Below are 11928 nucleotides of genomic sequence, written 5' to 3'. Positions count from 1 at the left end.
TTTCTGTTTCTTAGCCGGCGAAACCCACCCGCCAATCCCCTCATGCAAAAACCGCATGGCCGCCTTGCGTGGATGGCTATGGCTTTCTGCATGTGCAAACACTACATGCAGTCTGACTGAAACTTGCCCGCATTATGGGCACTCTGAGAACAGGTGATACAATGTCGGCCATCGAAACGAACCGCAGCTTTGCTGACGGAGGCCATGGCAGCGTCGTCGCCCGCTTCTTCTCGCTGTTCACGTCCTGGCAGGATATGCGCAAGACGCGACGCGAGTTGCACCGCCTGTCGGACCGCGAACTGGACGATATCGGTCTGTGTCGCGGCGATATCGAGCGGGTTGCGCGCGGCTTTTAAGGCCATCGCAGCTTGACGAACGAACCCCCCTTGCACCCGCAGCGGGGGTTTTTTCGTGCTTCCCCGGCCGCATTGCGCCACCCCGCCACGCAAGCGCCCGCGAATTGAACCGCCACCGCCGCCATGCGTTGTCGCCGGTGACACAAGGGCGCATCGTTGCGACCGCATCGCGCGGCCTGCGCCCCCCCGAAACAGCCAGCAAGGACCGACATGACCCAGACCAGCCGAGAATTGAGATCGACCGTTTCCGAAGACGGCACCCTGCGCCTGAACCTTGAACGCGTGGACATTCCCGACCCCGGACAGGGCCAACTGCTGGTCCGGGTCGAGGCCGCGCCGATCAACCCCTCGGATCTGGGCCTGCTGCTTGGGCCGGCCGACATGGACAGCCTGCATGCCGAAGGCTCGCCAGACGATCCCGTATTGACGGCGCGCATCTCGCCCAAGGCTTTGCCCGGCCTGCGGGCGCGTCTGGGAAAATCCATGCCGGTCGGGAATGAGGGCGCCGGGACGGTGATCAAGGCTGGTCCCGATCTTCAGGATCTTGTGGGCAAGCGCGTGGCGATGATCGGCGGCGCGATGTATGCCGATCTGCGGCTGATCACGCCCGATGCCTGTATCGTGCTGCCCGACGACGCCACCCCGGACGAGGGCGCATCGCTGTTCGTCAACCCGCTGACCGCTCTTGGCTTTGTGGAAACCATGCGGGCCGAGGGCCACAGCGCCATCGTCCACGCGCCGGCGGCGTCTAACCTGGGTCAGATGCTGGTGCGGATCTGCAAGGATGACGGCATCGGGCTGGTCAACATCGTGCGCAGCCAGAAGCAGGTCGATCTGCTGAAGGGCATCGGCGCGACCCATGTGGTCGACAGCAGCGCCGACGATTTCTTCGACCGTCTGTGCGATGCCATCGACCGGACGGGCGCAACGCTGGCCTTCGACGCCATCGGCGGAGGCGAGATGACCGGCACGATCCTGAACGCGATGGAGGCGGTCGCGCTGCGCAAGATGGACGATTACGACCGCTATGGTTCGGCGACGATGAAGCAGGCCTATATCTATGGCGCGCTGGATACCGGGCCGACGATCCTGAAACGCGGCTTCGGGTTTCAGTGGTCGATCGGCGGCTGGCTGTTGTTCCATGCCCTCAAACGCATCGATCCGGCCGTCGTCAAGAAGATGCATGAGCGCGTCGCGGCCGAGATGCGGACCACCTTCGCCAGCCACTATACCGCCCGGATCAGCCTGGCCGATGCGCTGAAGCCCGAAAACGTGGTGGCGTATCAGAGGAAATCGACCGGCTCGAAATACCTGATCGTGCCGACCGAGGGCTAGCCGCCGTCACGAACCGTCAACGCCGCCCAAAGGTCCGGGGCGGCGTTCTTCGGACAGCATCACGTTCGCCTCGACCTGGCCCACGCCGGGCAGGGTCATGATCCGGCGGCGCAGGATGCGTTCGAAATCGCTGATGTCGCGGGCGACGATGCGCAGACGATAATCGAACTGGCCCAGCACGTGCTGCACCGTCTGCACCTCGGGAATGGCGGTCACCGCGCGCTCGAAATCCTCAAGGCTGGTGCGCCCCTTCGCGGCCAGCCGCACCCCCAGAAACACGGTCACGCCGAACCCAAGGGCAGCGGTATCGACCGCCACCCGCCGCCCGGCCAGGATGCCCTGATCCATCAGCCGGCGAATCCGCCGCCACGCCGCCGGCTGGCCGATGCCGACGGCGCGCCCGATCTGGGCCGCGCTTTTCGTGGCATCCGCGCCCAGCATGCGCAGGATCGCCAGATCGGTGGCGTCCAGCCCGGTCACAGCGCAAGCTCGGCGCTGTCCTTGATGGTCGAGACCAGCATCAGCGCATCGCTGTCGGACACATGCGGCAGGCGCAGGATCCGGTCGCGATAGATCTGCTGCCAATGCGCCATGTCGCGCGCGATCACCGAAAGGCGCAGATCGACGCTGCCCAGAAAGGTCTGGATCTCGGTTACCTCGGGCACCTCGCGCGCGGCGGCGATGAAATCGTCGAAGGCGCGCGGATCGGTCTTGTCCAGCGTGAAGCGCAGGCTGACCTGAACCTCGTATCCCATGGCGCGCCAGTCGATGCGGGCCTGAATGCCGGCGATGATCCCCCTGTCGCGCAGCCTGTCCAGCCGTCGCCACAGGCTGGTCGGGGTAACGCCCGCGCGTCTGGCCAATTCGGCATTGGGCGCGTCGGGATCGGCCAGCAGCTGGCGCAGGATGCGGCGGTCGGTGGCATCAGGCATGATTTTTTCGGCTTCTTCTGGTGATGGACATGATCGCAGCGATAATCTTGCATAAATCGCAAAAAATGAACATCCCCTCGGCAAGCCGTTCGCTAGAACCCGGTTATCGAAAAGGAAAGGACCCGCCGATGCGCGTTTACTATGATCGCGATTGCGATGTGAACCTGATCAAGGACAAGAAGGTCGCCATTCTGGGCTATGGCAGCCAGGGCCATGCCCATGCGCTGAACCTGCGCGATTCGGGCGCCCGCAACGTCGTCATCGCCCTGCGCGAGGGCAGCCCGTCGGCCAGGAAGGCCGAGGCCGAGGGCCTGAAGGTGATGGGCATCGCCGAGGCCGCCGCATGGTGCGACCTGATCATGTTCACCATGCCCGACGAATTGCAGGCCGAAACCTATCGCAAGCATGTCCATGACAATCTGCGCGACGGCGCGGCCATCGCCTTCGCGCATGGCCTGAACGTGCATTTCGGGCTGATCGAGCCGAAACCCGGCGTCGACGTCATCATGATGGCGCCCAAGGGGCCGGGCCACACGGTGCGCGGCGAATACGTCAAGGGCGGCGGCGTGCCCTGCCTTGTGGCCGTCGACCAGGATGCCAGCGGCAAGGCGATGGATCTGGCGCTCTCCTATTGCAGCGCCATCGGCGGCGGCCGGTCGGGCATCATCGAGACGAATTTCCGCGAGGAATGCGAAACCGATTTGTTCGGCGAACAGGCGGTGCTGTGCGGCGGTCTGGTCGAACTGATCCGCATGGGCTTCGAAACCCTGGTCGAGGCCGGATACGAACCCGAGATGGCCTATTTCGAATGCCTGCACGAGGTGAAGCTGATCGTCGATCTGATCTATGAAGGCGGCATCGCCAACATGAACTATTCCATCTCCAACACCGCCGAATACGGCGAATATGTCAGCGGCCCGCGCATCCTGCCCTATGACGAGACGAAGGCGCGGATGAAGGAGGTGCTGCGCGACATCCAGTCGGGCAAGTTCGTGCGCGACTTCATGCAGGAAAACGCCGTCGGCCAGCCGTCCTTCAAGGCCACGCGCCGCATCAACGACGAACACCAGATCGAGAAGGTGGGCAAAAAGCTGCGCGAGATGATGCCCTGGATCAGCAAGGGCAAGATGGTGGACCGCGCGCGGAACTGATCCGCGCGCCAAAGCCGGGGGCTTCACGCCCCCGGACCCCCGTGGGATATTTATGCGCCAAAGACGGGCCTGTCCTTGGCGCTCAAATATCCCGGGGGAGTCCGAAGGACGGGGGCAGAGCCCCCATTTTTTCCTAGCCTTCGATCTTGTCCTGCGTTTTCGTCTGGAAATCCTCGGCTGAATGGCGTTCCCACAGCTGTTCGGACGGCTCGCCCGAAGTCTTGTTGACCATGATGCCGCGCTGGACCGCCGGGCGCGCGGCTATCTCGTTGGTCCAGCGGGCCACGTGTTCATAGCTGGCGCCGTCAAGGAAGGTTGCCGCATCGCCATAGACGCCGCCGGTGGTCAGCCGTCCATACCAAGGCCAGATCGCCATGTCGGCGATGGTGTAGTCTTCGCCGGCGATGAAGCGGCGGTCGGCCAGCTGCCGGTTCAGCACGTCCAGTTGCCGTTTCGTCTCCATCGTGTAGCGGTCGATGGCGTATTCGATCTTGACCGGCGCATAGTGATAGAAATGCCCGAATCCGCCGCCGACGAAGGGCGCCGCGCCCATCTGCCAGAACAGCCAGTTCAGCGTCTCGGTTCGTGCGGCCGTGTCGCGAGGCAGGAACGCGCCGAATTTTTCGGCCAGATACAGCAGGATCGCGCCCGATTCGAACACGCGTTGCGGCGGGTTCGCCGAATGATCCATCAGCGCCGGGATCTTCGAGTTTGGGTTGATCTCGACAAAGCCGCTGCCGAACTGGTCGCCCTCGCCGATGCGGATCAGCCAGGCGTCGTATTCGGCGTCATGTCCCGCCTCCAGCAGCTCTTCCAGCAGGATCGTGACCTTCTGCCCGTTGGGCGTGGCCAGCGAAGACAGTTGCAGCGGATGCTTGCCGACCGGCAGTTCCCTGTCATGGGTCGGGCCGGCGACGGGGCGGTTGATGCTGGCGAATTCGCCGCCATGCTTGTCGTTCCAGGTCCAGACCTTCGGCGGGGTGTAATCGTTCATCGTGAAATCCTGTCGTTCTGCGGTCGTTCCCTGCAACATGTGCGGGATCGCGCCGCAGTTCAACGTGCCGCCGCGCCAGATGCTATCCGCTGGCCGCCATGCGGTTGTGTTTGCGCAGGATGAAGTCCTTGGCCGTCTCGACCGCCACGGCCGCGTCGCGGCAATAGGCGTCGGCGCCGATGGCGCGGCCGAATTCCTCGTTCAGCGGCGCGCCGCCCACCAGCACGATGTAATCGTCGCGGATGCCCTGTTCCTTCATCGTGTCGATCACGACCTTCATATAGGGCATCGTCGTCGTCAGCAGCGCCGACATGCCCAGAATATCGGCCTCTTCCCGCGCGATCGCCTCGAGATATTTCTCGACCGGGTTGTTGATGCCCAGATCGACGACCTCGAAACCCGCGCCCTCCATCATCATGCTGACCAGGTTCTTGCCGATGTCGTGGATGTCGCCCTTGACGGTGCCGATCACCATCTTGCCCATGCGCGGCGCGCCCGTCTCGGCCAGAAGCGGTTTCAGGATCGCCATCCCGCCCTTCATCGCATTCGCGGCCAGCAGCACTTCGGGGACGAACAGGATGCCGTCGCGGAAATCGTGGCCGACGATGGTCATGCCGGCGACCAGCGCCTTGGTCAGCACGTCATAGGGGGTCCAGCCGCGCGCCAGCAGGATGTTGACGCCTTCCTCGATCTCGTCTCGCAGACCGTCATACAGATCGTCCATCATCTGCTGGACCAGTTCGTCGTCGTCCAGGTCCGACAGGATGATCTCGTCGTCGTTATCGGCCATGGCGCGGCTCCTGCGTGTCTGTTCCCTCTCGAATGGCCGGTATTCGGCCGATCCGGACGGCTCAAAGCGACCTCGCAGGGGCCGGCGGCGACGCGCGCACCGAATCGCTGGCGCCTGTTCCTGTAATGTTCTATAACACGCCCATGCCGCCACCCCGCGATCCCGACCGACTCCTCAAGGCGCGCGGCGCCGACACACGCCCCGACGGACGGTTCGAGCCGTATCGCCGCGAACGCGACTCCGACGGCTGGGACATCCCCGAAGAGGCGCATCTGCTGCGGACCGAGGTGGTGACGGAAAAGCCGCGCAGCATCATCACCCGCAACACCTCGCCCGACATCTCCTTCGACCGGTCGATCAACCCTTATCGCGGCTGCGAACATGGCTGCATCTATTGCTATGCCCGTCCCAGCCACGCCTATCTGGGACTGTCGCCGGGGCTGGATTTCGAAACGAAGATCACCGCCAAGCCCGATGCCGCCCGGCTGCTGGAACGCGAACTGGCGCGGCCGTCCTACAAGCCCGCGCCGATCGCGCTGGGCACGAATACCGACCCCTATCAGCCGATCGAATCGAAGCTGGCGATCATGCCCGGCATCCTGCGCGTGCTGCGCGACTGGAACCACCCGGTCACGCTGGTGACGCGCGGCCAGACGGTGCTGCGCGATCTGGATCTGTGGGCCGGGATGGCGGCCAAGGGGCAGGCGGCCGTGGGCATCAGCGTGACGACGCTGGATCCGCCGCTGGCCCGCGCGCTTGAGCCGCGCGCACCCGCACCGGCCACGCGGCTGCGGATGATCCGCGAACTGGCCGATGCCGGCGTGCCGGTGCGGGTGATGGTCGCGCCGGTGATCCCGGTTCTGACCGAGCCCGAGATCGAGGCGATCCTGACCGCCGCGCGCCAGGCGGGCGCAACCACCGCCAGCATGATCCCGCTGCGCCTGCCGCACGAGGTTGCGCCGCTGTTCCGCGACTGGCTGGACCGGCACCGTCCCGGCATGGCCGCGCATGTGATGAACCGCGTGCAGGCGATGCGCGGCGGGCGCGACAACGATCCGCGTTTCGGCCACCGCTTCCGCGGCGCAGGGATCGAGGCGGAACTGGCGCTGAAACGGTTCCGCCTTGCGCGGACGCGGCTGGGCTTTCGCCAGGCGGCGCCGCAGCTTGACTGCACCCGCTTCGGCCCGCCGCCTCGCGCAGGCGACCAGCTGTCGCTGTTCTGACGATCCGCTGCCCCGATGCGGCGCTAGCTGCGCCGGCGACCGCGCCGTTCGCGGCCGGGGCCTGAATCGTCGGACCCGTCGCTGGCCGAGCTGAACCCGCCAAGCTGGCGTGTGATCGTCTCAAGCGACGGGCGTTCGCCGCGCGGGCGGCTTTCCAGCGCGATGCGCATGGCGCGCAGATGTTCGGGCATGGTGCCGCAGCAGCCGCCGATGATCCGCACCCCCAGATCGCGGGCCAGGCAGGCGTAATCGGCCATCAAGTCCGGCGTGCCGTCGTAATGGATGTGTCCGCCCTCGAACCGCGGGATGCCGGCATTGCCTTTCGCGATCAGCGGGCGTTCGCTGCCCGAGGCGGCGAAACCCGACACGGTGCGCAGCAGATCGGAGGCGCCGACGCCGCAATTGGCGCCATAGGCCACCGGCGGGTTGGGCAGCTTTTCGACCAGCGCCGAAAGCTGGGCGGGGGTCAGGCCCATCATGGTGCGGCCGGCGGTGTCGAAACTCATCGTGCCGCACCAAGGCATGTCGGCCAGACGCGCGGCTTCGGCGGCGGCGCGGTATTCCTCGGCGGCGCTGATCGTCTCGACCCACAGCACATCGACGCCGCCCTGTTTCAGCGCCTCGGCCTGTTCGTGAAACATCTCGACCGCGACCTCGTGGGTCAGGCTGCCCATCGGCGCCATGATGTCGCCGGTCGGCCCGATGCTGCCGGCCACGATGACCGAGCGGCCCGAGGCATCCGCCACCTCGCGCGCCAGTTCGGCGGCGACGCGGTTCAGTTCGCCGACCCGGCCCTGCGCGTTGTGCAGCCGCAGCCGGCTGGCATTGCCGCCGAAACTGTTGGTCAGGAACAGGTCGCACCAGGCCTCGACCGGGCCGCGATACAGCGCCCGGATACGGTCGGGGTGATCGACGTTCCACAACTCGGGCGGGTGGCCGGCCTCCAGCCCCATGTTGAACAGGTTGGTGCCCGTCGCACCATCGGCCAGCAGCCAGTCGCGGTCCGCAAGAAGGCGGGTCAGGGCATCATGCATGACGGTTCCTCGGGGTGTTCACTTCAAGGTTGCAGGGCTGTCTCACAGGGGCGGGGGCGCGTCAAACCTTATCATCTGCGGGCGCGCGGATGCGGCTTCAAGCCCGGAACGAAAGAACCGCGCCGGGGGTCCGGCGCGGTTCTGAAGATGTGCAGGAAAAGCGACGCGATCAGCCGCGTTCCTCGTCCGCGCCGCCCTCGTCCTCGGACGAGGCGCCGCCGATATCGTCGAACAGCTCGGCGATCTCGAACTCGGCTTCGGCATCGGCTTCGGCGGCCACGTCCTGGATGGACTTGCCCTGCGCCTGCAACTCGGCCTCTTCATTCGACCGGGCGACGTTCAGCGTGATCGTCGCCTCGACCTCGGGGTGCAGGACGATCACGACCTCGTGCAGGCCCAGCTCCTTGATCGGGTCGCCCAGCACGACCTGCTTGCGGTCGATGGTGAACCCGGCCTCGGCGGCCGAATCGGCGGCGTCGCGCGTCGTCACCGACCCGTAAAGCGCCCCGGAATCGGACGCGGAACGGATGATGACAAAGGTCTTGCCGTCCAGCCTGTCCGCGACCTTCTGCGCCTCGGCCTTGGTTTCGGAGTTGCGCGCTTCCAGTTGGACCTTGCGATCCTCGAACGCGGCGATATTGGCGTCGGATGCGCGCAGGGCCTTGCCCTGGGGCAGCAGGAAGTTGCGGGCATAACCCTCTTTCACCTTCACCACTTCGCCCATCTGGCCCAGCTTGGCCACGCGTTCCAGCAGGATGACTTGCATGTTCCGGTCTCCTTACTTCACGACATAGGGCAGCAGCGCCAGAAACCGCGCGCGCTTGATGGCGCGGGCCAGTTCGCGCTGCTTCTTGGCCGACACGGCGGTGATGCGCGAGGGTACGATCTTGCCGCGTTCGGAAATGTAACGCTGCAACAGGCGCGTGTCCTTATAGTCGATCTTGGGCGCATTCTCGCCCGAGAACGGGCAGACCTTGCGGCGGCGGAAAAACGGTTTGTTCGCCATGGATCAGTCTCCTCAGTTCCGGTCGCGACGGTCGCCGCGGCGGTCGCCGCGTTCCTCGCGCTTCTGCATCTGCACCGAGGGGCCTTCCTCGTGCTCGTCCACGCGGATCGTCATCACGCGCATCACGTCGTCATGCAGACGGGCCAGACGCTCCATCTCCTGCACGGCGTCCGAGGGGGCGTCGCTGCGCAGGAAGGCGTAATGGCCCCTGCGGTTCTTGTTGATCTTGTAGGCGAGGGTGCGCACACCCCAGTATTCGTTGTCCACGACCTTGCCGCCGTTATCGGCCAGCACGGTCGAGAAATGTTCGATCAGCCCTTCGGCCTGCGTGTTCGACAGGTCCTGACGGGCGATCAGCACATGCTCATACAGAGGCATGGCGATCCTTTCTTCATCGGGCGCACTTCACAGGCGGGCTTCGACCTTCCGCACCCGCCACGAGAGGTTGCGCGTTATGCATGTCTCGGCGGAAGGAAGGCGTCTTATAGCGGCGCGCGCCATGGGCGCAAGGTGATTCGGGCGTGCCGCCCGGTCGCCCCCGCGCCGGTCAGGGTCGCGGTTGCCGCGACATCGAGTCTTGCTTACATTCCGCCGGGGCGCGATTATATTCCAATAACGATATGTAACAATCCGGGGGATGTCATGTTCAGCAAGGAAAGTCCGTCGCGGGGCGCAGGCTCGCCGCAGGTTCTGGGATTTTATGACAAGCCGACCGGCAGCGCGCAATATCTGGTCTGGGACGTGGCGACGAACAAGGCCGCGCTGATCGACGTGGTGCAGGATTTCGACCCGCGCAGCGCCTCGATTCGCCACGACGCGGCGCAATGGGCGCTGGATCAGATCGAACGGCGCGGCCTGGACCTGCAATGGATTCTGGATACCCATCCCCATGCCGACCACCTGATGGCTTCGGCCTGGCTGAAGGACCGCACCGGCGTGCCGAACGCCATCGGCGAGAAGGTCGTGCAGATCGCGCGGCTGTGGGAAGACATCTACAACCTGCCCGGAGCCTTCGATCCGGCAGCCGATTTCGACCGTCTGTTCGCGGATGGCGACAGTTTCATGCTGGGCGAGATTCCGGTGCGGGTCATGCTGTCGCCGGGGCACACGCTGGGGTCGATCACCTATGTGGCGGGCGATGCGGCCTTCGTGCACGACACGTTCATGCAGCCCGATGCCGGCACCTCGCGCGCCGATTTCCCCGGCGGCGATGCCGGCCAGCTTTACGACAGCCTTCAGGCGATCCTGGCGCTGCCCGACGACATGCGGCTGTTCATCGGCCACGATTACGGGACCGAGGATCGCGACGAACCGGCATGGGAATCGACCGTGGCCGAACAGCGCGCCCACAATACCCATATCGGCGGCGGCGTCGGGCGCGAAGACTATGTCCGCATCCGCGAACGGCGCGACGCCACGCTGTCCTTGCCCGACCGGATGCTGCACGCGTTGCAGGTCAATCTGCGCGCCGGCCGGCTGCCCGACCCCGAGGCGGACGGACACAGCTATTTCAAGATCCCCGCAAACAAGTTCGAGGAGCCCAAGCGATGAAGACCGAGGACACCGGACAGGGCACGCTGGAGACATGGACCGTGGACGAGGTCGATGAGGCGCTGCAAAAGGGCGAGATCGCCGTGATCGACGTGCGCACCCCGCAGGAATACATGTTCGAACATATCGACGGCGCGCTGCTGGCCCCGATGGGGCAGATCCGCGCCGACCGGTTGCCGTCGATGCAGGGGCGGACGCTGGTCTTCTATTGCGGCTCCTCGAAACGGTCCGAATCGGTGGCGCGGTCGCTGCTGTCGCAGGGGCATGACCGGATCGTGCACATGGATGGCGGCTTTGCCGCCTGGAAACAGGCCGGCAAGGCCCATATCGGCACCGACATGGCGACCGGCGCCCCCAAGCGCGTCGACTCCTCGGGCTAAGCCGCGCGGGCCGGAGCCGCGGCCGGGCTTGCGGCGGCCCGGTGGCGGCGGCACTGTGATCGCCGGACGGATCGCCGGACGGATCGGCGGGCAGGGGGTTTCATGGCGCTGGAAGATGCGAAGACGCAGGTGGATCAGGCCTTCACGCGCGACGATCCGCGCGGCCTGTCGTTCGAGAACGCGTTCGGCGGCGCGACCAGTTTCCTGCGGCGCCGCTATTCCAAGGATCTGGCCGGCGTCGATGTCGCGGTGACGGGCATCCCTTTCGATCAGGCGGTGACGCACCGCCCCGGCGCGCGGTTCGGGCCGCGCGCCATCCGCGAGGCCTCGACCCTGCAACCTTACGATCCGCCCTATGGCTGGGGATACGACCCGCTGTCGCTGCTGCATGTGGTGGATTACGGCGACATGGCCTTCGACTATGCCAACACGCGCGAGGTGCCGCCCCGGATCGAGGCGCATCTGGGCGCCATTCTGGATGCGGGCGCGATGCCGCTGGTGCTGGGGGGCGATCATTTCGTCACCCTGCCGATCCTGCGCGCGTTTGCTGCGCGGCGCGGGCCGGTGGCGCTGATCCAGTTCGACGCCCATTCCGACACCTGGGTCGATGACGACCCCGACCGGATCGACCACGGCACGTTTCTGTACAAGGCGATCCGCGAAGGGGCGGTCGATCCCTCTGCCAGCGTCAGCATCGGCATCCGCACCGAAAACCCCGACACGATGGGGGTGACGATCCTCGACGCGCCGTCGGTCCATCGGGACGGCATCGCGGCGACGCTGGCGCGCATCCGTGCGGCGGTGGGCCAGCGTCCGGTCTATGTCACCTTCGACATCGACGCGCTGGACCCGGCCTTCGCGCCCGGCACCGGCACCCCGGTCTGGGGCGGGCTGGCATCGTGGCAGGCGGCGGCGCTGCTGCGCGGGCTGGCGGGCCTCGACCTGATCGGCGGCGACGTGGTCGAGGTCTCGCCCCCCTACGACACCACCGGCGCGACCGCCGTGGCCGGCGCCCATGTCGCGATGGAGCTGATCGCGCTCTATGGCTGGAACCGGCGCTGAGTTGCGTCCCGCGGCGGCCGGGAAGGGCGCTGCCCTCCCCGGACCCCACCCGGGATATTTCCGCGCCAAAGACATCCGCCTTGTTCCTGCGCCGCTGGGCGGGTAATCGGCTTG

The 11928-nt window shown here is 65.9% G+C and carries 15 protein-coding genes; 7 read left to right on the top strand and 8 right to left on the bottom strand.

Going from position 1 to position 11928, the window contains the following annotated elements; genetic code table 11:
* Positions 1-161: 161 nt before the first annotated feature.
* Positions 162-356 carry a DUF1127 domain-containing protein gene (locus JHW45_RS14145; RefSeq protein ID WP_272858239.1) on the top strand — a complete coding sequence of 65 codons (195 nt, stop codon included), beginning with the start codon at positions 162-164 and terminating at the stop codon, positions 354-356.
* Between the two features lie 210 nt (positions 357-566).
* The gene (locus JHW45_RS14140) at positions 567-1691 is read left to right on the top strand and encodes a zinc-binding dehydrogenase (protein ID WP_272858238.1); all 1125 of its coding nucleotides are present in this window, start codon (positions 567-569) and stop codon (positions 1689-1691) included.
* 6 nt (positions 1692-1697) lie between these two features.
* On the opposite strand, the gene JHW45_RS14135 is transcribed toward JHW45_RS14140, so the two are convergent.
* The gene (locus JHW45_RS14135; protein ID WP_419181869.1) at positions 1698-2132 is read right to left on the bottom strand and encodes an Lrp/AsnC family transcriptional regulator; all 435 of its coding nucleotides are present in this window, start codon (positions 2130-2132) and stop codon (positions 1698-1700) included.
* 35 nt (positions 2133-2167) lie between these two features.
* On the bottom strand, positions 2168-2623 hold the full coding sequence (locus tag JHW45_RS14130) for an Lrp/AsnC family transcriptional regulator (RefSeq protein ID WP_272858236.1): 456 nt from the start codon (positions 2621-2623) through the stop codon (positions 2168-2170).
* Positions 2624-2751: 128 nt separating this feature from the next.
* On the opposite strand from JHW45_RS14130, the gene ilvC reads away from it, so the two are divergent.
* Positions 2752-3774 carry a ketol-acid reductoisomerase gene (gene ilvC / locus JHW45_RS14125; RefSeq protein ID WP_272858235.1) on the top strand — a complete coding sequence of 341 codons (1023 nt, stop codon included), beginning with the start codon at positions 2752-2754 and terminating at the stop codon, positions 3772-3774.
* Between the two features lie 133 nt (positions 3775-3907).
* Here the strand turns inward: ilvC and yghU are convergent, their stop codons facing one another.
* Positions 3908-4768 (bottom strand): glutathione-dependent disulfide-bond oxidoreductase, encoded by an 861-nt coding sequence (gene yghU, locus JHW45_RS14120; RefSeq protein ID WP_272858234.1) that lies wholly within the window; start codon positions 4766-4768, stop codon positions 3908-3910.
* Between the two features lie 82 nt (positions 4769-4850).
* Complete coding sequence (locus JHW45_RS14115) at positions 4851-5558, bottom strand: corrinoid protein (protein WP_272858233.1); 708 nt, start codon at positions 5556-5558, stop codon at positions 4851-4853.
* Positions 5559-5701: 143 nt separating this feature from the next.
* Here JHW45_RS14115 and JHW45_RS14110 point away from each other — a divergent pair, with 143 nt between their 5' ends.
* Positions 5702-6781, top strand: coding sequence for a PA0069 family radical SAM protein (locus JHW45_RS14110; RefSeq protein WP_272858232.1), 1080 nt, complete (start codon positions 5702-5704; stop codon positions 6779-6781).
* A 23-nt stretch (positions 6782-6804) separates the two neighbouring features.
* On the opposite strand, the gene bmt is transcribed toward JHW45_RS14110, so the two are convergent.
* The 4 genes from bmt to rpsF form a co-directional block, all read right to left on the bottom strand.
* Positions 6805-7815: a betaine--homocysteine S-methyltransferase gene (bmt, locus tag JHW45_RS14105; protein WP_272858231.1), complete on the bottom strand. Its 1011-nt coding sequence runs from the start codon at positions 7813-7815 to the stop codon at positions 6805-6807.
* A 169-nt stretch (positions 7816-7984) separates the two neighbouring features.
* On the bottom strand, positions 7985-8581 hold the full coding sequence (gene rplI, locus JHW45_RS14100) for a 50S ribosomal protein L9 (RefSeq protein WP_272858230.1): 597 nt from the start codon (positions 8579-8581) through the stop codon (positions 7985-7987).
* Between the two features lie 12 nt (positions 8582-8593).
* A complete protein-coding gene (gene rpsR, locus JHW45_RS14095) occupies positions 8594-8821 on the bottom strand; it encodes a 30S ribosomal protein S18 (protein ID WP_022707247.1) in 228 nt (75 codons plus the stop codon).
* Positions 8822-8833: 12 nt separating this feature from the next.
* Positions 8834-9199 (bottom strand): 30S ribosomal protein S6, encoded by a 366-nt coding sequence (rpsF, locus tag JHW45_RS14090; protein ID WP_272858229.1) that lies wholly within the window; start codon positions 9197-9199, stop codon positions 8834-8836.
* Positions 9200-9463: 264 nt separating this feature from the next.
* Here rpsF and JHW45_RS14085 point away from each other — a divergent pair, with 264 nt between their 5' ends.
* The 3 genes from JHW45_RS14085 (at position 9464) to speB (ending at position 11814) form a co-directional block, all read left to right on the top strand.
* Entirely contained in the window at positions 9464-10372 is a 909-nt protein-coding gene (locus JHW45_RS14085; RefSeq protein ID WP_272858228.1) for an MBL fold metallo-hydrolase, read from the top strand.
* On the top strand, positions 10369-10752 hold the full coding sequence (locus JHW45_RS14080) for a rhodanese-like domain-containing protein (RefSeq protein ID WP_272858227.1): 384 nt from the start codon (positions 10369-10371) through the stop codon (positions 10750-10752). The genes JHW45_RS14085 and JHW45_RS14080 overlap by 4 nt, the downstream gene beginning before the upstream one ends.
* A 102-nt stretch (positions 10753-10854) precedes the next feature.
* Positions 10855-11814 carry an agmatinase gene (gene speB, locus JHW45_RS14075; RefSeq protein ID WP_272858226.1) on the top strand — a complete coding sequence of 320 codons (960 nt, stop codon included), beginning with the start codon at positions 10855-10857 and terminating at the stop codon, positions 11812-11814.
* Positions 11815-11928 lie beyond the last annotated feature (114 nt).

The sequence above is a fragment of the Paracoccus stylophorae genome (assembly GCF_028553765.1).
Classification (GTDB): Bacteria; Pseudomonadota; Alphaproteobacteria; order Rhodobacterales; family Rhodobacteraceae; genus Paracoccus; species Paracoccus stylophorae.
The sequence above is the reverse complement of the archived record's forward strand: the minus strand, read 5'-3'. Positions and strand labels throughout refer to the sequence as shown.